Here is a 19,741-nt window from a genome sequence, read left to right on the forward strand (position 1 = left end):
CGGCGCCGGGCTCAGTCGAGCTGGGCGACGTTGACCGGGATCGCGCGCAGCAGCGCGAGCCGGTTCGACAGTTCGGCGCTCTTTTCGCGGAAGGCGAGCTTTTGCGCCGGTGTCAGGCCCGGGCTCGGCAGCGCGGCCGAGGCGGGGTCGACCGGCTGGTTGTTGACCCGCACCTCGAAGTGCAGGTGCGGGCCGGTCGAGCGGCCGGTGCTGCCGACGTAGCCGATCAGGTCGCCGGCCCTGACGGTCTTGCCCTCGCGCACGCCGGCGGCGAAGCGACTCAGGTGGCCGTAGACGGTGGTCAGCTTGCCGTTGTGGCGGACCATCACGACGTTGCCGTAGCCGTTCTGCGTCTCGGCGGTGGTGACGACGCCGTCGGCCGGCGCGCGGATCGGCGTGCCGGTCGGCGCGGCGTAGTCGACGCCGGCGTGCAGGCGCAGCGAGTTCAGGATGGGATGGCGGCGCAGGCCGAAGCCCGAGCTGATCCGCGCGCCGTCGACCGGCTGCAGGCCGAAGCCCTTCTTCAGCGGCGTGCCGTCGCGGTCGTAGTAGGCGCCCGACTCGCTGTCGTGCGCGAAGTAGTAGGCGTCGTCGACGCGCTCGCCGCGCGTCACCTCGGCGGCGAGCACGTTGCCGAAGGCGACCGGCGCGCCCTGGTAGAGCATGGTCTCGTAGACGACGGCGATGCGGTCGCCGCGTCTGAGGTCGGCGAGCTCGAAGCGGTCGGAGAAGATCTCGGCCAGTTGCGCGCGCACCTCGGCCGGTACCTGGGCGTCGATCAGCGCGGCGGTGACGCCGCCGGTGATCGTCAGCGACTTCATCGTCGGCTGCGCGACCGCGTCGACCTCGCCGGCGCGGGCGCGCCATTCGCCGCCGACCTTCTCGGCGACGACCAGCACCTGTTCGCCGTTCTCGTCGTCGTTCAGAAAGCGCAGGCCGAACAGCTCGCCGGCGTCGTTGGTTTCGACCGACAACGTCGCGCCGGTCTTGAGCTTGAGCAGCTCGCGCGACAGCGGGCTGGAGGCGAGGAAGCGCCGCGCCTCCTCGTCGCCGACGCCGAGGCGGTTCAGCAGGCGGGCCAGCGTGTCGCCGCGCACCACCGCCTCCTCGCGCCAGTAGCGGGTCTGGCTGTCGGCCGAGGTCAGCGGCGGCAGCGCCAGTTGCTGGACCACCGACTCGATTTCGACCGGGACGGGCTTGTCCTCGCCCGGGGCGATGGCGAAGGCGGTCACCATGCCGAACAGCGGCAGCGCGGCGACGACGCCGAGCCAGCTCAGGCGGTGCCCGCGCGCGCGCGCCAGGCATTTTTGCGGGATCGTGATCAGTTTGCGATAATTCATGCTTTCCAAACGGCCGGCCGCGCGGGGCGCGGTCGGCCGGACTGTTCCAGGTTCGGGCCGCCAGGGCCGTGACAATGTATGCGGGCGGGCGATTGGGGCGCCCCGCGCCGGCATAAGTTCCGGGCGAAAGCACGCATGCTAGCAGAAGCTGGGCGGTTTTCGCCAATTTTTCGATATAAAACAATCACATACCCGGATGTAATGCGCGCGGCGCAACCGCGCGAGGCCGCCGCGCGGCGCCGGGTCGGCAAGGAAGAAACGATTGAATCCCGAAATCACGATTGACGAGGCGCTCGCCGTCATCAAGCGCGGCGCCGAAGAGCTGCTGATCGAGGCCGAACTGGTCGCCAAGCTGAAGGAAGGCCGTCCGCTGCGCGTGAAGGCCGGCTTCGACCCGACCGCGCCCGACCTGCACCTCGGTCACACCGTGGTGCTGACCAAGCTGCGTCAGCTGCAGGACCTCGGCCACAAAATCATGTTCCTGATCGGCGACTTCACCGGCATGATCGGCGACCCGACCGGCAAGAACACCACCCGCCCGCCGCTGACCGCCGAGCAGGTGCAGCAGAACGCCAGGACCTACACCGAGCAGGTGTACAAGATCCTCGACCCGGGAAAAACCGAGATCTGCTTCAACTCGAAGTGGCTTTCCGAACTGGGCGCCGCCGGCATGCTGAAGCTGGCCGCCAGCACCACGGTGGCGCGCATGCTCGAGCGCGACGACTTCAAGAAGCGTTTCGCCGAGCACCAGCCGATCGCGATCCACGAGTTCATGTACCCGCTGATGCAGGGCTACGACTCGGTCGCGCTGCAGGCCGACATCGAGCTCGGTGGCACCGACCAGAAGTTCAATCTCCTGATGGGCCGCGCGCTGCAGGAGCAGGCGGGCCAGAAGCCGCAGTGCGTCATCATGATGCCGCTGCTCGAAGGCCTGGACGGCGTCAACAAGATGTCGAAGTCGCTCGGCAACTACATCGGCATCGCCGAGCCGGCCAGCGAGATCTTCGGCAAGGTGATGTCGATCTCCGACACGCTGATGTGGCGCTACTACGAACTGGTGTCGACGAAGTCGCTGGCCGAGATCGCCGCGCTGAAGGCGCAGGTCGCCGAAGGCCGCAACCCGCGCGACGTGAAGATCGAGCTGGCGATGGAGCTGGTCGCCCGCTTCCACGACCAGGCGGCCGCCGACGCGGCGTTGGCCGACTTCCAGGCGCGCTTCCAGAAGAACGCGATCCCGGACGAGATGCCCGAAGTCACCGTCGCCGTCGGCGCCGAGGGTCTGGCGATCGGCAACGTGCTCAAGAAAGCCGACCTGGTCGCCTCGACCTCCGAGGCGCTGCGCATGATCCAGCAGGGCGGCGTCAAGGTCGACGGCGAGAAGGTCGACGACAAGGCGCTCAAGCTCGTCGCCGGCGCCACCGTCGTGCTGCAGGTCGGCAAGCGCAAGTTCGCGCGCGTCACGCTGGCCTGACCGTCCCGCGACCCGGCGCTCGGCCAACCTTTGCCGCGGCGAGGTTGGCCGAGCGCGTTTTCCCGTTTCCCTCACCCGTTTCCGGTCATGCAACTGTCCCTGTTCGTCCCCGGCCTCGCCTGGCCCGACCCCCACACCGCCGCCGAGGTCGCGCGCGGCCTCGAACTGCCGGCGCTGTCGACCTTGCTCGGCCGCGGCGCGCTCGACCCGACGCCGGCGACCTTCTCCGAGCTGACCGCGATCGCCTTCGGCCTGCGCGCCATCGCGCCGGCGCGCCGCGCCGCCGAGGCGGCCGGCCTCGCCGTGTCCGGCCGCAGCTGGCTGCTGGCCGAGCCGGGCCACCTGCGCATCGACCGCGACCGCGCGACGCTGGCCGACGTCGGCATCCTCGCGATCGACCGGGCCGAGGCCGACGCGCTCGTCGCCGCGCTCAACGCGCACTTCGCCGAGGACGGGCTGGTCTTTCACGCCGCCGAGTCGGGGCGCTGGTTCGTCTCCATGCCGGAGGCCAGCGGCGCCACGTTCACGCCGCTTGACGACGTGGTCGGCGAGGACGTCAACGCCCACCTGCCGGGCGGCGACGCCGGCCTCAAGTGGAGCCGCTTCCTCAACGAATTGCAGATGCTGCTCTACACCCACCCGGTCAACGACGCGCGCGAAGAACGCGGCGAGCCGGCGGTCAACACCGTGTGGCTGTGGGGCGAGGGCGACGAGGGCGAGCCGAGCAGCCGCGCCGGCCTGGTGCTGGCCGACCATCCCTTGTGGCAGGACTACGCGCGCCGCGCCGGCGTTCGCGTCGACGCGGCGCCGTTCGACTACGCGGCGCTTGCCGAGGCGGCCGGCGGCGCCGACCGCGTGCTGGTGATGGTCGACGCCGCGCAGGCGGCCGCGCAGTACCGCGACGTCTACGGCTGGCGCGAGGCGCTCGAGGCGCTCGAGGAGCGCTGGTTCGCGCCGCTCTTGGCCGCGCTGCGCGCGCGCCGGCTCGGCGAGCTGAACCTGGTCTGCCACGGCGACGCCGGCTTCACCGCGACGGTGACGCCGTTGTCGACCTGGAAGGCCTGGCGCCGTCCGCGCGCGCTCGCCACCCTTTTCCCGAGCGACTGAGCCATGTCCCGAATCGTTGCCCGCGCCGTGCCCGCCACGGTCGCCCAGAATCTCGCCGCCGCCGGCTTCTCGCCGCTGATGGCGCGCCTGTTCGCCGCGCGCGGCATCGCCGAAGCCTGCGAGCTCGACACCGCGCTCAAGGCGCTGCTGCCGTACCAGGCCCTGAAGAACGTCGCCGCGATGGCGCAAAGGTTGGCCGAGGCGATCGAAAAGCGCGAGAAGCTGCTGGTGGTCGCCGACTACGACGCCGACGGCGCGACCGCGTGCACCGTCGCGCTCGAGGGGCTATCGGCGCTCGGCGCGACGGTCGACTTCATCGTGCCCAACCGCTTCGAATACGGTTACGGCCTGACGCCCGAGATCGTCGACCTCGCCGCGACACAGCGGCCCGACATCATCGTCACCGTCGACAACGGCATCGCCAGCGTCGCCGGCGTCGAGCGCGCGCGCGAACTGGGCATAGAGGTGCTGGTTACCGACCACCACCTGCCGGGCGATACGCTGCCGGCGGCGCTGATCGTCAACCCGAACCAGCCCGGCTGCGACTTCCCGTCCAAGAACCTCGCCGGCGTCGGCGTGATGTTCTACGTGCTGATGGCGCTCCGCGCCGAGCTGCGCGCGCGCGGCGCGTTCGCGGACAAACCCGAACCGAACCTCGCCGAATTGCTCGACCTCGTCGCGCTCGGCACCGTCGCCGACGTGGTCAGGCTCGACCAGAACAACCGTATCCTCGTCGAGCAGGGCCTGCGCCGCATGCGCGCCGGCCGGATGCGGCCGGGCATCGCAGCGCTGTTCCGCGTCGCCGGCCGCGCCGCCTACAAGGCGACGACGTTCGACCTCGGTTTCACGCTCGGCCCGCGGCTGAACGCCGCCGGCCGGCTCGACGACATGAGCCTCGGCATCGCCTGCCTGCTGGCGAAGAACGACGAGGAGGCGATGCGGCTGGCGCAGGAGCTCGACCGCCTGAACCGCGAGCGGCGCTCGATCGAGCAGGGCATGCAGGACGAGGCGCTCGCGGTGCTGTCGGGCGTCGATGCGGCCGGCCGCCACAGCCTCGCGCTTTACCGCGACGACTGGCACCAGGGTGTGGTCGGCATCGTCGCCTCGCGCTTGAAGGAGCGCTTCCACCGCCCGTCCATCGTGTTCGCGCCCGGCGACGACGGCGAGATCAAGGGCTCGGGCCGCTCGATCCCGGGTTTTCACCTCAGGGACGCGCTCGACCTCGTCTACAAGCGCCACCCGGGGCTGATCCTCAAGTTCGGCGGCCACGCGATGGCCGCCGGGCTGACCGTCGCCGAGGCCGACTTTTCGGCCTTTCGCGACGCCTTCGAGGCGGTCGCGCGCGAGTGGCTGACGGAAAACCAGCTGACGCGCACCTTCGAGACCGACGGCAGCCTCGGCGGGCGCGAGCTGCAACTGCCGGTCGCCGAGGAGCTCGGCGCACAGGTGTGGGGCCAGGGCTTTCCACCGCCGACCTTCCACGACCGCTTCCGCGTCGTCCAGCAGCGCCTGGTCGGCGACAAGCACTTGAAGCTGCGGCTGGAAAAGGACGGCGTCGAGTACGAGGCGATGCGTTTCAACCAGGCCGACTGGCTGCCGGACGCGGTCGACGCGGTCTACCAGGTGGTCGCCAACGAATGGCAGGGCCGCAAGGAGCTGCAGCTTTATATCGAACACTGGCTGCCGGCCGGAGAGGGGGGGCACTGATGGTGGGCATGATTCTGGTCGCCCTGCTGGGCTTGGCGCTTGGCGCGCTGATCGTCTGGCTGTTGCTGAAAAGCCGCGCCGACACCGCCTTCGAGCGCGGTCGCGGCGAAGGCGTGGCCGAGGCCTCGCGCCTGAACGCCGAGATCGCCGCCGCCGCGCGCGCGCTCGACGAGGCGCGCGAGCGCGAGCGCGCCTTGCAGGCCGAGCTCGCCCTGCAGCGCCGCACCCTGGCCGAGCAGCAGCAAAGGCTCGGCCAACTCGAGGCCGCCGCGCAGCGCGTGCCGGCGCTCGACGCGCAGTTGGCCGAGCGCGACGCGGCGATCGCCAGGCTCCACGCCGAATTGCGCGACACCGCCAGCCGGCTCGCCGCCAGCGCCGAGCAGGGGCGCCAGCTCGAGGCGCTGCAGCTTGATCTCGCGAACGCGCGCGCGCACGCGGCGACGCTGTCGGACGACATCACGCGGCTGACCGCGCGCGAGCAGGAACTGGCGACGCGGCTCGAACAGGAGCGCCTGGCCGCCGACGAGAAGCTCGCGATGCTGATCGAGGCGCGCGAGGCCTTGTCGAACCAGTTCAAGACGCTCGCCAACGAGATCTTCGAGGAAAAGTCGAAGCGTTTCACCGAGCAGAACCAGAACAACCTCGGCCAACTCCTGAACCCGCTGGGCGAGAAGATCCAGCAGTTCGGCCGTCTGGTGCAGGACACCTACGACAAGGATTCGAAGGAGAGGCTGACGCTCGAGACCGAGCTCAAGCGCCTGCAGGAACTGAACACCCGCCTCGGCGACGACGCGGTCGCGCTGACGCGCGCGCTGACCGGCGCGAGCAGCAAGTCGCAGGGCGCCTGGGGCGAGATGGTGCTCGAGAAGGTGCTCGAACACTCGGGCCTGGCGCGCGGTCGCGAGTACGACGTGCAGCATTCTGACGTGCTCGAGACCGACGACGGCGGCCTCAAGCGCTACCAGCCCGACGTGGTGATCCACCTGCCCGAGGGCAAGCACCTGGTGGTCGACTCGAAAGTGTCGCTGAACGCCTACGTGCGCTACACCGCCGCCGACGACGACGCGACGCGCGAGGCCGAGATCAAGTCGCACATCGCCGCGCTGCGCGCGCATATCCGCACGCTGTCGGAAAAGCGCTACCAGGACCTGTACGGCCTCACCAGCATCGACTTCGTGTTCATGTTCGTGCCGGTCGAGCCGGCCTACCTGACCGCCGTGCAGCGCGACATGGACCTGTTCACCGAGGCTTTCGACAAGCGCATCGTCATCGTCGGCCCGAGCACCTTGCTGGCGACGCTGCGCACCGTGGCCAGCATCTGGCGCTACGAGCAGCAGAACCAGAACGCGATCGAGATCGCGCGCCAGAGTGGCGCGATGTACGACAAGTTCGTCGGCTTCGTCGAGACGCTGGAAAAGCTCGGCAAGCAGCTGGCGAGCACGCAGGACAGCTACGCGACCGCGATGAAGCAGCTCGTCAGCGGCAGCGGCAACCTCGTCAACCGCGCCGAACGGCTGCGCAAGCTCGGCGTCAAGGCGAACAAGCAGCTGTCGCCGGCGCTGCGCGGCGACGACGAGGACGGCGAGGAGGCGTTGCTGCCGGGCTGAGTCCGCCGTTCCGTTACCGAACCAACGGCGGGCCGATCATCCGCGACGGCCGTGGCGCTTTGCCGACAGTCGCCGCGTCATTCCGTTCGAATTCGCGAACCGCGCTTACAGATTCCGGATGGGTGCCTTGCCGCCCCGTCGCGCCGCGGCTCTAATGGCCCGCATTCGTGGACGGAGGGGTCGGGGATGAAGTCGCTTCGCAGTCGCTTGATCGTGCTCAACGTGGCGCTCCTGGCGCTGTTCGTGCTGATGCTGTTGTGGCTGGCGTTCAGCCAGATGCGGCGCGAGATCGTCGCGGGGCTGGAGCACGAATTCACCTCCGCGCTGCGCGGCCAGAGCGCGGTGGTCGAGACGTGGCTGGGCGAGAAGAAGCGCCAGATCGACGCGCAGCGCGGCTTCGCCGCGCGCGACGAGGTGCTCGGCGAGCTCAAGCAGGCGGCGCGCGCCGGCGGCTTCATGGTCGACTACATCGGCTACGCCGACGGCCGCTCGGTCTGGTCGGACGACTGGGTGCCGCCGGCCGACTTCAAGGTCGTCGAGCGGCCGTGGTTCCTTGCGGCGCGCCAGGCGGGCCGCGCCGTGATCACCGAGCCCTACGTCGACGCCGACAGCAAGAAGCTCATCGTCACCGTCGCCGCGCCGTTCGACGCCGGCGGTGCCTTCGCCGGCGTGATCGGCGCCGACGTGTTCGTCGACGCGCTGGTCAAGTCGGTGCTGTCGCTGCCGGTGCGCGGCGGCGGCTACACCTTCATCGTCAACCGCGCCGGCACGGTGATCGCCCACCCGGACGCCGCGCTGACGCTCAAGCCGCTGACCGCCGTCGCGCCGTCGCTCGACGCCGCGCGGCTGGCGGCGCTGGCGAAGGTCGGCGGCGTCGACGAGGCCGACGTCGCCGGCACCCGGATGCTGGTTTCGCTGCGGCCGATCGCCGGCACCGACTGGCTGGTCGGCATCGTCACCGCCAAGGACGCGGCGCTCGCGCCCCTTTCCACGCTGCTCTACGGCATCGCCGGCCTGTCGGCCATCGCGCTGCTGCTGCTGGTGCCGCTGGCGGGCTGGGCGATCGGCCGCCTGCTCGGCGGTCTCGTCCATCTGCGCGAGGCGATGGTCGAGATCGCGCATGGCGAGGCCGACCTGACGCGCCGTCTCGACGAGGGCGGCCGCGACGAAATCGCCGAGACCGCGCGCGCCTTCAACCGTTTCGTCGCGCACCTGCACGGCCTTTTCGTCGAGCTGCGGCGCGAGGCCAGCGGCGTGGTCGGCGGCGTGCGTGAGGCGGAGCGCGACGTCGCCGGCGCAGCCGAGCGCGCGCGCCGCTTGTCGGGCGTGTCCTCGGCCAACGCCGTCGCGCTCGCACAGTTGGGCGCCGGCGTCGAGAACATCGTCGAGGGCGCGCGCGCCGCCGACGAGCGGGTCAGGGACAGCGGCGCCGAGCTGGACGCCGGCTCGGCCAAGTTGTATCGCCTGACCGGACACATGGCCGACGTCGCGCGTTCGGTGCGCGGTCTGGAGACCATGCTCGCGCAGCTGGACGAACGCTCGCAGGGCATTTCCGGCATCACCGTCACCATCCGCGACATCGCCGACCAGACCAATCTGCTGGCGCTGAACGCGGCGATCGAGGCGGCGCGCGCCGGCGAGTCGGGACGCGGCTTCGCCGTGGTCGCCGACGAGGTGCGCAAGTTGGCCGAGCGGACCGCCGAGGCGACGCGCGAGATCGCCGGCATGGTCGGCGCAATCCGTGACGACACCGGCCGCGCGGTCGGCGACGTCGGCGCGGCGGTCGGCCAGGTCGACGAGGGCGTCGCGCTGACGCACGAGGCCGAGGCCAGCCTGGCGCGGCTGCGCGCGGCGATGGCCTGCGTGAAGGACAGGATGGACGCGATCGTCGCCGCGACCGGCGAGCAGCAGGCGGCGACGCGCCAGATCGCCGCGAGCAGCGAGACGATCAACGGCACGGTCGGCCAGAACGACGCCGCCTTGCAGGGGGTGAGCGCCACGCTCGCGACGCTGGCCGACGCGGCCGGCAGGATGGACGCCGCCTTCGGCCGCTTCAGGCTGTAAGCGCCGGTCGCAAGGCCTGTCGGCGTGGCTGCGCGGCGCCCGCGCACGCCTCGGCCAACCGTGACGCGGACAAACGAAAACCGGGCACAAGGCCCGGTTTTTTTGCGTCCGACCGCGGCGCGGGCTTACAGCCCCGGCATCGCGTAGCCTTCGATCTTGGCCGCGCTGACCAGTTTCGACAGGTATTCGTGCATCGCCTGGCGGCTGGCCATCTGGTTCAGGTACTGCTGCAGGCGGTCCTTGATGTCCTCGAAGGCGACCTTGCCGCCTTCCTGACGCGCGTTGACCTGGATGATGTGGTAGCCGAACTGGGTCTCGACCAGCGTCGGCACGATCTCGCCGGCGTCGCTGCCGAATACCGCCTGTTCGAATTCCGGCACCATCTGGCCGCGGCCGAACTGGCCGAGGTCGCCGCCCTGTTTGCCGGACGGGCAGGTCGAGTGCTCGCGGGCGAGGTCGGCGAAGCGGGTCGGGTCGGCCTGCACTTCGGCCAGCACGCCCTCGGCCTTGGCGCGGGCGAGTCTGTTCGACAGCTCGTCGCCCTGGCCCAGCGGGAACAGGATGTGGCTGGCGACGGCGCTGTCGCCCTGGGTGAACTGCTCCGGGTGCTGGTCGTAGAAGGCGCGCGCGGCGTCTTCGTCGACCGGGGTGAACTGCAGCGTCTTGTCGAGCAATTCGCCGATGGCGCGGCCTTCGTTGCTGGTGTCGAAGCCTTCTTCCTTGGCCTTTTCCAGCAGCAGCTGGTGCAGCACCAGCTGCTGGACGGCGGCGTCGCGCGGGCTCGGGGTGTCGGCGTGGTTGTCCATTTCGGCCTGGACTTGAGCTTCGGTGATTTCGACGCCGTTGACGGTGATGGCCATGAGCATTTCCTGTTCGGGGTGAGTGGGCCCGCGCAAGACGCGGGCGGTTGTCTTGCGCAGATGGCGACGCCGGCGCGCATTTCAAGCCCGCCTGGGCACGAAATGGTCCGGGGCACGGCTTGCCCGCCTTCGCGGCCGTTTCGCGGTGGCGTCGTTCTTTTCCCGGCCGGCGTGATCTGGGCTACCATTGCCCCGAGGCCGAAAAGTCGCCGCAGCGGTGTTGGCAGCGCGGTGCCCCTCGCCATGCCGCCGTCCGTGGCGGCGGGACTTGGCCGTTTTTCCGGAGAATTTCCCCGTCATGACCGCGTCGCCCGTGATCCGTGAAGAAGAAGTCGAATTCGGCGCCATCCGCGCGCAGGGCGCCGGCGGCCAGCACGTCAACAAGGTATCGACGGCGGTCCACCTGCGTTTCGACGTGCGCGCGTCGTCGTTGCCCGAGGCGGTGAAGGCGCGGCTGCTGGCGCTGGGCGACCAGCGGGTGAGCAAGGACGGCGTGGTCGTCATCAAGGCCCAGCAGTTCCGCACCCGCGAGCAGAACCGCGCCGACGCGCTGGCGCGGCTGCAGGCGATGGTCGACGCGGCGGCGCACGTGCCCAAGGCGAGGCGGGCGACCAAGCCGACCTTCGGCGCCCGGCAGCGGCGCCTCGCCGGCAAGACCAGCCGCGGCCAGATCAAGGCCCTGCGCGGCAAGGTCGACTACTGAGCCGGGCGTCGGCGTTCAGCGCCGGCGCTTGCTGTCGCCCGACAGCAGCGAGCCGAGCACGCCGCGGATCAGTTGCCGGCCTATGGTCGAGCCGGCGGCGCGCAGCAGGCTCTTGCCGAAGGCCTCGATCAGGCTGTCGGACTGTCGCGCCGGCGCGCGTTCGGCACGGCCGCCGTCCTCGGTCGGCGGCAGCGTTGCCTCGCCGGCGCGGCGTTCGAGCATCTCGTAGGCGCTGTCGCGGTCGAGCACGGCCTCGTAGCGGCCGGCGAGCGGCGAGGCGCGCACGAGCTCGGCGCGTTCGGCGTCGTCGAGCGGCGCGAGCCGGCTTTGCGGCGGGTAGACGAAGGCGCGCTCGACGACGCCGGGCCGGCCCTTGTCGTCCAGCAGGGACACCAGCGCCTCGCCGACGCCCAGCTCGGTGATGACCGCCTCGACGTCGAGCGCCGGGTTGCTGCGGAAGGTCTGGGCGGCGGCGCGCACCGCCTTCTGGTCGCGCGGGGTGAAGGCGCGCAGCGCGTGCTGCACGCGGTTGCCGAGTTGGCCGAGCACCGTCTCGGGGATGTCGACCGGGTTCTGGGTGACGAAGTAGACGCCGACGCCCTTGGAGCGCACCAGCCTCACCACCTGCTCGATCTTGTCGAGCAGCGCGGCCGGTGCGTCGTCGAACAGCAGGTGGGCCTCGTCGAAGAAGAACACCAGCCGCGGCTTGTCCGGGTCGCCGACCTCGGGCAGCGTCTCGAACAGCTCGGCCAGCAGCCACAACAGGAAGGTCGCGTACAACTTGGGCGCGTGGATCAGCTTGTCGGCGACCAGGATGTTGACCGTGCCTCGGCCGTCGGCGTCGCAGCGCATCAGGTCGGAAAGCGCGAGCGCCGGCTCGCCGAAGAAGGCTTCGGCGCCCTGGCTCTCCAGTTCGAGCAGGCCGCGCTGGATCGCGCCGACGCTGGCGGGCGACACGTTGCCGTAGCGGGTCTTGTACTCGGCGGCGTGCTCGCCGACGTGCTGCAGCATCGCGCGCAGGTCCTTGAGGTCGAGCAGCAACAGGCCGTTGTCGTCGGCGATGCGGAACACCATGGTGAGCACGCCGGCCTGCGTGTCGTTCAGGCCGAGCAGCCGCGCGAACAGGAGCGGCCCCATGTCGCTGACGGTGGCGCGCACCGGGTGGCCGGCCTTGCCGTAGAGGTCCCAGAACACCACCGGGAACGCGCGGTAGCCGAAGCCGGGTGGCGCGAGTTCGGCGACGCGTTCGGCGACCTTGGCCGCGTCGCCGCCGGCGCGGGCGAGGCCGGAGAGGTCGCCCTTGACGTCGGCCATGAAGACCGGGATGCCGGCCAGGGAAAACTGCTCGGCCATCACGCGCAGGGTGACGGTCTTGCCGGTGCCGGTAGCGCCGGCCACCAGGCCGTGGCGGTTGGCCATGCGCGGCAGGATGGCCAGTTCGGCGTCCGCCTTGGCGATGGGCAGGGCTGCACTCATGGAGGGCTCCTCGGGTGGGCGGGGCAGGGCGCGGTCGTCCGCCTTGCCATTGTAGGCCGGTGCGACGCACTTGCGCATGGCATGAGCGCCGCGCTCAATCGTGTTCGTCGGCCGCGCGTTTGCGCGGCGACGGCTGCCCCTGTTGCGCGGCGCGGCTGATCCGGCCCAGGCGGCGGCGGATCTCGTCGGAGTCCATCCACAGGTCGCTGCCCTTGAGCACCCGGCCGATCTCGGCGGCGCTCAGGAAGGGGCTGCACAGGCGGGTCAGCACCTTCTCGAACCACGAGGCCAGCGCCTGGGCCTGCGCCTGCTGTTCGTGGCCCTTGCCGGCGAAGCTGCCCGAGTAGGTGTGGAACATCAGCTGGCAGTTGTCGTGGACGACGAGCTCGTCGCCGGCGAGGAAGATCAGCGCGCCCATCGAGTAGGCGCGCGCCTCGAGCACGGTGACGACGCGCGCCGGCGAGGCGAGCATGTTGTTGACGATCTGCAGCCCGCAGTCGAAGTCGCCGCCCTGGGTGTTCAGGTGCAGGAAGATCGCGTCGTCGGGGTTGGCCGAGCGCAGCGTGAAGAACAGGTCGGTGTAGAGGTGGGGGCCGAGTATCTCGCCGCACAGGTAGTAGTCGACACGGCGCGGCGCCATCGGCGTGTCGTAGCGCACCAGGCCGGAAAAGCCGGCCGGTGGCGCTTCGCCGTCCTCGTCCGGCGGGGGAAACTGGGCCTGGTGCATGGCGGACTCCACGACGATGTCGCTGCTTCATCCTAGCCGAGCCGCCGGCGTCACCATGCATTCAAACCCGCCGACGCACGCTCAGTGCGTCTCCCCGGCCGCGAAGGTTTTGTGCAGCCGGCGCACGCCGAAGTAGACGCCGAGTACCACCGGCACGATCAGCACGCCCTGGCCGATTTCGGGGCTGACCGGCAGGCCGGCCTGCTTGAGCGCCTTGAAGGCGACGGCGATCAGGCTCAGCACGTAGTAGGAGATCGCCGCGACCGACAGCCCCTCGACCGCGTGCTGCATCTGCAGCTGGGTGCGCGCGGTACGGTTCATGCCCTGCAAGAGCGCGTTGGTCTGGCGCTCCTGCGCGAGGTTCACCCGCGTGCGCAGCAGGTCGACCGCGCGCGCGACCCGCGTCGCCAGTGTTTCGTGGCGCGCCTGCACCGCGCGGCAGGTGTTCATCGCCGGCGACAGCCGCCGCTCCATGAATTCGCCTATCGTCGGCACGCCCTCGATGCGCTCCTCGCGCAGCTCGGCGATGCGGGCGAACAGCAGCCGGTCGTAGGCGCCCGAGGCGTTGAAGCGCGTGCTGTGCGCCGCCAGCGCCTGCACGTGCGCCGCCAGTCGGGTCAGTTGCTGCAGCAGCGCCGGGTCGCCGCTGCCGTCGCGGTCGGCGTCCATGCGCGCCATGATCGCGGCCAGCTCGGCCTCGAGTTGGCCGAGGGTGCCGGCCATCTCGCGCGCGACCGGCAGCGCCAGCAGCGCCATCATCCGGTAGGTCTCGATCTCGTACAGTCGTTGCAGCAGCCGGCCGACCTGCGCCTCGCGGAAGTCGAGGTCGAGCACCAGGAAGCGCGAGTAGCCGTCCGGCCCGATATGCCAGTCGCACCACACCTCGCCGCCGGTCAGCACCCGGCTGCCGACCAGCACCGGGCCGGCGAACCAGCGCGCAAGCGAACCGCGCACCCGCTCGGCGGCGGCGCGCTCGACCACCTCGGCGTGCAGCGCGACCAGGCGCGTGCCGGCGAGCTCGGCCAGCCAGGCGGCCGGCACGCGGTCGATCGCGTTGTCGGAGAACGGCTCGCCGCCGCCGTGCTCGAGCACGAAGGTGAAGCTCGAGAACTCGGTGTGGCGTTCCCACTTGAGCAGCAGTTCCGCGTGCCGCGCGGTGAAATGGTTGGCCGAGGGCGGCGGCGGGGCCGTGCCGAAGGCCGCGCACAGCGAGGACAGCAGGCGGTGGTGCAGCTCGGGACGGGCCGCGTCGTAGATCGCCAGGTGCGACAGGCGGGCCGAGCCTTCGAGACGGAGAAAGGGGCGGGCGTGTACTTCGCTGGCCAGGGTGTCGCGTAGCGGATGATCGAGCACGATGAAGGCTCCATGGGGCTAGGGTGGAACAAGGCCGGCGAAGACGCCGGCGCTGCCCACTATCGGGCATCGCCCAAGGCGGCGGCGATTGGGGAAGTCCATTGTCCTGCGCCCGGTCCGTGCCGGAGCGGTGAAAAATAACAGTTGCCGTCGCGGTCAATGTCCCGTATAACGTGTCTCGCAAGTTTTTCAAGTTGTGTGATCGTTGTTCACTTGTGGTTCCTTAGCGGTACTTCAGTTGCACTACCCCCTCCTTGATTTAACTGCGCCCCGAGCTTTGCTCAATTTGTCCTAATTAAGGAGTACTCATTATGAAAACTGGTATCGTTAAGTGGTTCAACGACGCTAAAGGCTTTGGCTTCATCACCCCGGACGAAGGCGGCGACGATCTGTTCGCGCACTTCTCCGAGATCCGCGTCCAGGGCTTCAAAACCCTGCAAGAAGGCCAGCGCGTGAGCTTCGAAGTGACCCAGGGCCAGAAAGGCCTGCAGGCTTCGAACATCCAGCCGCAGTAATCCGGCCGGATCCCGACGCAGAAAAAGCCCCGCGCAAGCGGGGCTTTTTGCATCGTCGAAAGCCCGGCGATTCCCCCTGCCGGCGTGGCGCCGTTTGACTATGTTTATAGATATCCGCACCGCGCCGAGCGGGTCCGCCTTGCCCTGACGCGGTTTCTCGTCAAGTCGCCGGGGTTTAGCGATGAAAAAGAATTCGACGAGGGACCTGTTCGAAGTCGCGCTTCTGACGGCCGGCTGGTTCGCGCTGTCGACCCAGCTCTACCACAACGTGGTGGACGGTCTGGCGCACGGCGTGCCGTGGCAGTCCTCGCTGCTGAACTTCTTCAGCTACTTCACCATCCTGACCAATCTGTTCCTCGCCGCCAGCCTGACCTTGCCACGCTTTCTGCCCGGCATGGCGCTCAGCCGCTTTCTCGAGCAGCCGGGCGTACGCTCGGCGTCGCTGACCTACATCGTCATCGTCGGCGCCGTCTACGAGCTGCTGCTGCGTCACCTGTGGAGCCCGAGCGGTCTGCAGTGGCTGGCCGACCTGCTGTTGCACGACGTGATCCCGCTCGGCTACTTCGTCTACTGGATCCGCTACGTGCCGCCGGCCCGGCTGCGCTGGCGCGACGCGCTGGTGTGGCTGATTTTCCCGGTCGGTTACTTCGTCTACACGATGCTGCGCGGCAGCGTGTTCGGCCACTACCCCTATCCCTTCTTCAACGTGCCGCAGCTCGGCTACGACGGCGTGCTGCTGAACGCGGTCTTTTTCGCGATCGGCTTCTTCGGCACCGGCGCGCTGGTGGTCGCGCTGGACGCGCGCGTGAAGGCGGCGCAGCCGGCGCGCGTCGAGGCCGGTCGTGACGAAGCCGAACGCTGAACGCGCGCCGCGTTTGAGGTCGGGCGCAAACGCGGCGATAATCGCGCTCCGATTCCGCAACCGACCGAAAGCGCACGATGACCGATAGTCCGTCCACCGAAATCCGCCTGTCCAAGCGCGTCAGCGAACTGGCCGGCTGCTCGCGCCGCGAAGCCGACGAGCTGATCGAGCTCGGCCTCGTCAAGGTCGACGACGCGGTGGTCGACGTGCTCGGTAGCCGGGTGCGGCCCGGCCAGCGCGTCGAGGTGTTGCCGCGGCCCGGCGGCGCGCGGCTGGAGCGGGTCACGCTGCTGCTGAACAAGCCGGCCGGCGGCGACTTGGCCGAGCCGGGCCTGTGGGCGCTGCCGGCGCGTCGCGACGCGCGCGACAAGTCCGGCGTGGTCTTTCTGCGGCGCCATCAGCAGCACCTCGTCCAGGCCGGCTGGCTCGACGACGAGGCGGGCGGGCTGGCGGTGCTGACCCAGGACGAGAAGCTCGCGCGCCAGCTCGGCAAGCACGCCGCCGACTACGAGCAGGAGTACCTGCTCGCGCTGGCCGCGCCGCTGCCCGACGGTGCGCTCGCCGCGCTGAACGCGACGCGCGAACTGGACGGCAAGGCGCTCGCCGCCTTCCGCTTCAGCCGCCAGAGCGACCGCCAGCTGCGCCTGGTGCTGCGCGAGAATCGCGCCGGCCTCGTGCGGCGCCTGGCCGAGGCGGCCGGCGTCGAGCCGGTCGCGATCCGGCGCATCCGCATCGGCCGGCTCGCGTTAGGTGAGCTCGCCGAAGGCTGCTGGCGCTACCTGTGCGCTTACGAGCGCTTCTGAGCGGCCCCAGCCGACAAAAAACCCGCCATTCGGCGGGTTTTTGCTTTCGCGGTTGGCCGAGGCTCAGGCCGGCGTCACGTCGACGCGGAACAGCCGGCAGGCGCCGCGCGGCGTCAGCGTCGCCGTCGCGGCGGCGTCGAAGCGTACCGCGTCGAGCCGGCCGAGCGCCACGCGCGCCGCGCCGTCGTCGATGTCGCAGCCGTCGCCGTCGGCCAGTAGCAGCAGCGCGCCGCTCGGCAGCGCCAGCGTCAGCGCGGCGTCGATGCAAAGCTCCTCGACGCGGTGGCGCAGGCGCGCGCGGCGCGTCATCACGTTGAAGTCGAGCACCGGCGCGCCGACGAGGCGGCTGTCGATGGCCCGTTCGCCGGCGAAGACCAGCGGCGCGCTGGTCGGGGTCAGCGTCGCGCGCTCGGCGCCGTCGTCGATGTCCAGCGCGATGCCGTCGCCGTCGACGATGGCGAGCGTGCGGTCGACGCCGTCGAAGCGCGAGAACGGGCCGTCGCTGGCGACGCTGGCGAGGCTGATGCGCAGCGCGAAGTCGTCCAGGCTGGCGTCGGCCGGTTCGATCAGCACCTGGCGGGTGCTGCCGCCGCCGTTCTTCCACGGCGACACGGGGTAGGCGCTGGCGTCGAGTTTATGCATGGGGCTCTCCGGAAAGGGCGGCGTCAGGCCGCGTTGTCGGTAGGCGCCGGCCAGGTGAGCGCGCAGGCACGACGGGCACAGGCAGTCGCCGCCGGCGCCGTCCAGCGGCAGCACCTGCGGCAGTTCGTTGCACCAGCAGCCGCCGTCGCGCGCGCCGCTGCCGCAGCCGAAGGCGACGCCGCAGCGTTCGCAGCGCTTTTCGCGCGCCAGCGGCGAGGCCGCGTCGGCAGCGAGCCGCGCCCGCACCGCGCGCTTTTGCGCGGCGCTGTACGTCGACCAGTTGGCGATCTCGTCGAGCGTGCGGCGGCAGCCGACGCAGACGCGGCCGCTGTCGTCGAGCCGGCACAGCTTGACGCAGGGCGAGGGCACCTCGTCGCGCGTCGTCATCGCGCCTCCCGCCAGGCGGCGACGGCGGCCTGCAGCTGCGGCAACCCGCGCAGGATGGCCGCGGGGCCCGGCGACAGGATGTCGGCCGACTTGATCTCGAGCACCCGGCCGTCGCGCACGGCGGGGATCGCCGACCAGCCGGCGCGCTCGGCCAACCTTTCCGGGCGGAATTTCTTGCCGCACCACGAACCGATCACGATGTCGGGCGCACGGCGCACCACCTCGTCCGGGTCGGCGACGATGCGCCGGGTCGCCGACGAGTGATGGGCGGTGTCGGCGAACACGTCGACGCCGCCGGCCAGTGCGATCAGCTCGGACACCCAGCCGACGCCGCTGATCAGCGGCGCATCCCACTCCTCGAAGTAGACGCGCGGTTTGCGCGTCTGCGCGGCGGCGTCCGCCCGCGCCGCCTCGATGCGCGCGGCCAGCTCGGCCGCCAGCGCCTCGGCGCGCTCGCCTGCGCCGACCAGCGCGCCGAGCGCGCGTACCATCGCGAGCACGCCGGACAGCGTGCGCTGGTTGAATACGTGAACCTCGAGACCGGCGCGGATCAGCTCGGCGGCCAGCTCGGCCTGCATGTCGCTGAAGGCGACGACGAGGTCGGGTTCGACAGCGAGGATGCGCTCGAGCCGGGCGCTCGAGAAGCCGCTGATCTTCGGCTTGTCGCGGCGCGCCTCGGGCGGGTGGACGGTGAAGCCGGAAATGCCGGCGACGCGGTCTTCGGTGCCGAGCAGGTAGAGGGTTTCGACCGCCTCGGTGCTGAGGCAGGCGATGCGTCGGTAATGGCTCAAGCGGGTCTCCGGGAGTCGGACGGGCGATGGACGGGCCCGCATTCTAGCGCCCCGCGCCGCGGGCGCGAAGCGGGGTGTCGGGAGCGAAAAGCATGAACCATGCCATCGAGCGAACGATCGTTTCAATGCGGTTTCGGGGAAAATCCGTAAAAACAGAGGGTTTGTTGCGTTGCGTCAGTGAAAAACTAAGCAAAATAGGTAATCTTACTTATGGAAACGTCGCTTTCCAGCCACTATCTTCGGAGTCCACCAAAAATAACAAGGGAGGTGCGCAGATGGATGCCTTGAGTCTCAGCGAACCACTGCGGGGTCAGGATGTGGGTTACGAAGGACAGGGCGGCCTGTCCTACTGGTCGGCGCGGCTGTTGACCGACCGTGCCGAGGCCGCCGCGTGGAGCCAGCAGGTGGCCGCCACGCGCCGCATCGCCGCGGCGAACGACAAGTACACGGACGATTCCGATCCCGATTTTTCCGTCTGAGCCCGGCCGCCACCGGCGTCGACGGAAATAGACGGCGACAAGACAGGGGCGGCGCGCATTGAGCGCGCCGCCCCTGTCTTTTCTCATTTCTCGTCGCCCCGGCCCCGCGCGGTCTTCGGCCCCTGCCGGCCTGGACGGCGCGCGCGGGCAGGCGGTCGCCGGCGGCTAGCCGTGCTGCCGTATCAGCATCACCGGCGCCGCGCTGTGCCGCAGCACCCCCTCGGCGATGCTGCCGACCAGAAGATGGGCGAGGCCGGTGCGGCCGTGCGTGCCCATCACGACCAGGTCGGCCCCCCACTGCCGCGCCTCGTCGACCAGCATGGCGACCAGCGCCTCGCGCCAGGCGCTGACCGTGTGCGTCTGCGGCGTGACGCCGTTCTTGAGCGCACGCAGCGTCGCCAGCTCCATCACGCGGTCGCCGGCCTCGCGCAAGGAGCGGCGTTCCTCGTCGCCGAGCGGGTGGCTGCGCCGCCAGCCGAACTGGTCGAGCTCGACCACGTGCACGAGCCGCAGCGTGCCCTTCATTTCCCTGACCAGCATGCAGGCGTGGTCGATGGCGAGCGAAGAAACGGTGCTGTCGTCGACTGGGACGAGGATGCGTTGGTAGGGCATGGCGGCCTCCGGCGGCGGGCGGGGCGGCGGGTCGCGCGTTCCCGGGGGTGTCGGTTCCTGACGCTTTCAGTCTAGCGGATGCGCTTGAAAGTGTAATTCAAGAATCTTGATGACAACGGCCATGCCTTTGGTTTGTACTCAGAGCCGCTAACAAAACCGCTCGACAAAGCGTAAGCAGATCAAGGAACAAGCCAGCTTGAGCAAGGCGTAATGCGTGTCCAGCCGCCGCTCGAAG

Annotated in this window: 18 protein-coding genes; 10 read left to right on the forward strand and 8 right to left on the reverse strand. The window is 70.0% G+C overall.

What is annotated here, in order from left to right; all coding sequences use genetic code 11:
- Nucleotides 1-11 precede the first annotated feature (11 nt).
- Nucleotides 12-1,340, reverse strand: a complete 1,329-nt coding sequence (locus EV683_RS11960) for a M23 family metallopeptidase (RefSeq protein ID WP_131862932.1) — start codon at nucleotides 1,338-1,340, stop codon at nucleotides 12-14.
- 262 nt (nucleotides 1,341-1,602) lie between these two features.
- Between EV683_RS11960 and tyrS the strand changes: the two genes are divergently transcribed.
- The 5 genes from tyrS (at nucleotide 1,603) to EV683_RS11985 (ending at nucleotide 9,296) form a co-directional block, all read left to right on the forward strand.
- Complete coding sequence (gene tyrS, locus EV683_RS11965) at nucleotides 1,603-2,811, forward strand: tyrosine--tRNA ligase (RefSeq protein WP_131862933.1); 1,209 nt, start codon at nucleotides 1,603-1,605, stop codon at nucleotides 2,809-2,811.
- Nucleotides 2,812-2,898: 87 nt separating this feature from the next.
- A complete protein-coding gene (locus tag EV683_RS11970; protein ID WP_131862934.1) occupies nucleotides 2,899-3,918 on the forward strand; it encodes a hypothetical protein in 1,020 nt (339 codons plus the stop codon).
- A 3-nt stretch (nucleotides 3,919-3,921) separates the two neighbouring features.
- A complete protein-coding gene (recJ, locus tag EV683_RS11975) occupies nucleotides 3,922-5,625 on the forward strand; it encodes a single-stranded-DNA-specific exonuclease RecJ (protein WP_131862935.1) in 1,704 nt (567 codons plus the stop codon).
- A complete protein-coding gene (locus tag EV683_RS11980) occupies nucleotides 5,625-7,232 on the forward strand; it encodes a DNA recombination protein RmuC (protein WP_243694758.1) in 1,608 nt (535 codons plus the stop codon). Before recJ ends, EV683_RS11980 begins: the two co-directional genes overlap by 1 nt.
- Before the next feature lie 186 nt (nucleotides 7,233-7,418).
- Nucleotides 7,419-9,296, forward strand: coding sequence for a methyl-accepting chemotaxis protein (locus tag EV683_RS11985; protein ID WP_131862936.1), 1,878 nt, complete (start codon nucleotides 7,419-7,421; stop codon nucleotides 9,294-9,296).
- 125 nt (nucleotides 9,297-9,421) lie between these two features.
- Here the strand turns inward: EV683_RS11985 and EV683_RS11990 are convergent, their stop codons facing one another.
- Nucleotides 9,422-10,156: a peptidylprolyl isomerase gene (locus tag EV683_RS11990; protein ID WP_066609522.1), complete on the reverse strand. Its 735-nt coding sequence runs from the start codon at nucleotides 10,154-10,156 to the stop codon at nucleotides 9,422-9,424.
- A 298-nt stretch (nucleotides 10,157-10,454) separates the two neighbouring features.
- Here EV683_RS11990 and arfB point away from each other — a divergent pair, with 298 nt between their 5' ends.
- Nucleotides 10,455-10,859 carry an alternative ribosome rescue aminoacyl-tRNA hydrolase ArfB gene (gene arfB, locus EV683_RS11995; RefSeq protein ID WP_131862937.1) on the forward strand — a complete coding sequence of 135 codons (405 nt, stop codon included), beginning with the start codon at nucleotides 10,455-10,457 and terminating at the stop codon, nucleotides 10,857-10,859.
- A 15-nt stretch (nucleotides 10,860-10,874) separates the two neighbouring features.
- Here arfB and EV683_RS12000 read toward each other — a convergent pair whose 3' ends face one another.
- The 3 genes from EV683_RS12000 to EV683_RS12010 form a co-directional block, all read right to left on the reverse strand.
- Nucleotides 10,875-12,335 (reverse strand): helicase HerA-like domain-containing protein, encoded by a 1,461-nt coding sequence (locus tag EV683_RS12000; RefSeq protein WP_131862938.1) that lies wholly within the window; start codon nucleotides 12,333-12,335, stop codon nucleotides 10,875-10,877.
- A 94-nt stretch (nucleotides 12,336-12,429) separates the two neighbouring features.
- Nucleotides 12,430-13,062: a Clp protease ClpP gene (locus EV683_RS12005; RefSeq protein ID WP_066609520.1), complete on the reverse strand. Its 633-nt coding sequence runs from the start codon at nucleotides 13,060-13,062 to the stop codon at nucleotides 12,430-12,432.
- An 81-nt stretch (nucleotides 13,063-13,143) separates the two neighbouring features.
- On the reverse strand, nucleotides 13,144-14,415 hold the full coding sequence (locus tag EV683_RS12010; protein ID WP_131862939.1) for a DUF3422 family protein: 1,272 nt from the start codon (nucleotides 14,413-14,415) through the stop codon (nucleotides 13,144-13,146).
- Nucleotides 14,416-14,726: 311 nt separating this feature from the next.
- On the opposite strand from EV683_RS12010, the gene EV683_RS12015 reads away from it, so the two are divergent.
- The 3 genes from EV683_RS12015 (at nucleotide 14,727) to EV683_RS12025 (ending at nucleotide 16,595) form a co-directional block, all read left to right on the forward strand.
- Entirely contained in the window at nucleotides 14,727-14,930 is a 204-nt protein-coding gene (locus EV683_RS12015) for a cold-shock protein (protein ID WP_066609518.1), read from the forward strand.
- A 181-nt stretch (nucleotides 14,931-15,111) separates the two neighbouring features.
- Nucleotides 15,112-15,792, forward strand: a complete 681-nt coding sequence (locus EV683_RS12020) for a Pr6Pr family membrane protein (RefSeq protein WP_131862940.1) — start codon at nucleotides 15,112-15,114, stop codon at nucleotides 15,790-15,792.
- 77 nt (nucleotides 15,793-15,869) lie between these two features.
- Complete coding sequence (locus tag EV683_RS12025; RefSeq protein WP_131862941.1) at nucleotides 15,870-16,595, forward strand: S4 domain-containing protein; 726 nt, start codon at nucleotides 15,870-15,872, stop codon at nucleotides 16,593-16,595.
- A 63-nt stretch (nucleotides 16,596-16,658) separates the two neighbouring features.
- On the opposite strand, the gene EV683_RS12030 is transcribed toward EV683_RS12025, so the two are convergent.
- Nucleotides 16,659-17,624: a HutD family protein gene (locus EV683_RS12030; RefSeq protein WP_131862942.1), complete on the reverse strand. Its 966-nt coding sequence runs from the start codon at nucleotides 17,622-17,624 to the stop codon at nucleotides 16,659-16,661.
- Nucleotides 17,621-18,415 (reverse strand): ABC transporter substrate-binding protein, encoded by a 795-nt coding sequence (locus EV683_RS12035; RefSeq protein ID WP_207910456.1) that lies wholly within the window; start codon nucleotides 18,413-18,415, stop codon nucleotides 17,621-17,623. The genes EV683_RS12030 and EV683_RS12035 overlap by 4 nt, the downstream gene beginning before the upstream one ends.
- Nucleotides 18,416-18,507: 92 nt before the next feature.
- Here EV683_RS12035 and EV683_RS12040 point away from each other — a divergent pair, with 92 nt between their 5' ends.
- Nucleotides 18,508-18,894, forward strand: coding sequence for a hypothetical protein (locus EV683_RS12040; protein WP_131862944.1), 387 nt, complete (start codon nucleotides 18,508-18,510; stop codon nucleotides 18,892-18,894).
- Between the two features lie 165 nt (nucleotides 18,895-19,059).
- Here the strand turns inward: EV683_RS12040 and EV683_RS12045 are convergent, their stop codons facing one another.
- Nucleotides 19,060-19,506 carry a universal stress protein gene (locus EV683_RS12045; RefSeq protein WP_131862945.1) on the reverse strand — a complete coding sequence of 149 codons (447 nt, stop codon included), beginning with the start codon at nucleotides 19,504-19,506 and terminating at the stop codon, nucleotides 19,060-19,062.
- Nucleotides 19,507-19,741: the final 235 nt, after the last annotated feature.

Source organism: Crenobacter luteus, from assembly GCF_004345725.1.
In the GTDB taxonomy this organism is placed as follows: Bacteria; Pseudomonadota; Gammaproteobacteria; order Burkholderiales; family Chromobacteriaceae; genus Crenobacter; species Crenobacter luteus.

Bases quoted from the DNA above. Each gene is read 5' to 3' on its own strand.
- EV683_RS11960 (WP_131862932.1), bottom strand. From the start codon at position 1,340: ATGAATTATCGCAAACTGATCACGATCCCGCAAAAATGCCTGGCGCGC.
- EV683_RS11970 (WP_131862934.1), top strand. From the start codon at position 2,899: ATGCAACTGTCCCTGTTCGTCCCCGGCCTCGCCTGGCCCGACCCCCAC.
- recJ (WP_131862935.1), top strand. From the start codon at position 3,922: ATGTCCCGAATCGTTGCCCGCGCCGTGCCCGCCACGGTCGCCCAGAAT.
- EV683_RS11980 (WP_243694758.1), top strand. From the start codon at position 5,625: ATGGTGGGCATGATTCTGGTCGCCCTGCTGGGCTTGGCGCTTGGCGCG.
- EV683_RS11985 (WP_131862936.1), top strand. From the start codon at position 7,419: ATGAAGTCGCTTCGCAGTCGCTTGATCGTGCTCAACGTGGCGCTCCTG.
- EV683_RS11990 (WP_066609522.1), bottom strand. From the start codon at position 10,156: ATGGCCATCACCGTCAACGGCGTCGAAATCACCGAAGCTCAAGTCCAG.
- arfB (WP_131862937.1), top strand. From the start codon at position 10,455: ATGACCGCGTCGCCCGTGATCCGTGAAGAAGAAGTCGAATTCGGCGCC.
- EV683_RS12000 (WP_131862938.1), bottom strand. From the start codon at position 12,335: ATGAGTGCAGCCCTGCCCATCGCCAAGGCGGACGCCGAACTGGCCATC.
- EV683_RS12005 (WP_066609520.1), bottom strand. From the start codon at position 13,062: ATGCACCAGGCCCAGTTTCCCCCGCCGGACGAGGACGGCGAAGCGCCA.
- EV683_RS12015 (WP_066609518.1), top strand. From the start codon at position 14,727: ATGAAAACTGGTATCGTTAAGTGGTTCAACGACGCTAAAGGCTTTGGC.
- EV683_RS12020 (WP_131862940.1), top strand. From the start codon at position 15,112: ATGAAAAAGAATTCGACGAGGGACCTGTTCGAAGTCGCGCTTCTGACG.
- EV683_RS12025 (WP_131862941.1), top strand. From the start codon at position 15,870: ATGACCGATAGTCCGTCCACCGAAATCCGCCTGTCCAAGCGCGTCAGC.
- EV683_RS12030 (WP_131862942.1), bottom strand. From the start codon at position 17,624: ATGACGACGCGCGACGAGGTGCCCTCGCCCTGCGTCAAGCTGTGCCGG.
- EV683_RS12040 (WP_131862944.1), top strand. From the start codon at position 18,508: ATGAACCATGCCATCGAGCGAACGATCGTTTCAATGCGGTTTCGGGGA.
- EV683_RS12045 (WP_131862945.1), bottom strand. From the start codon at position 19,506: ATGCCCTACCAACGCATCCTCGTCCCAGTCGACGACAGCACCGTTTCT.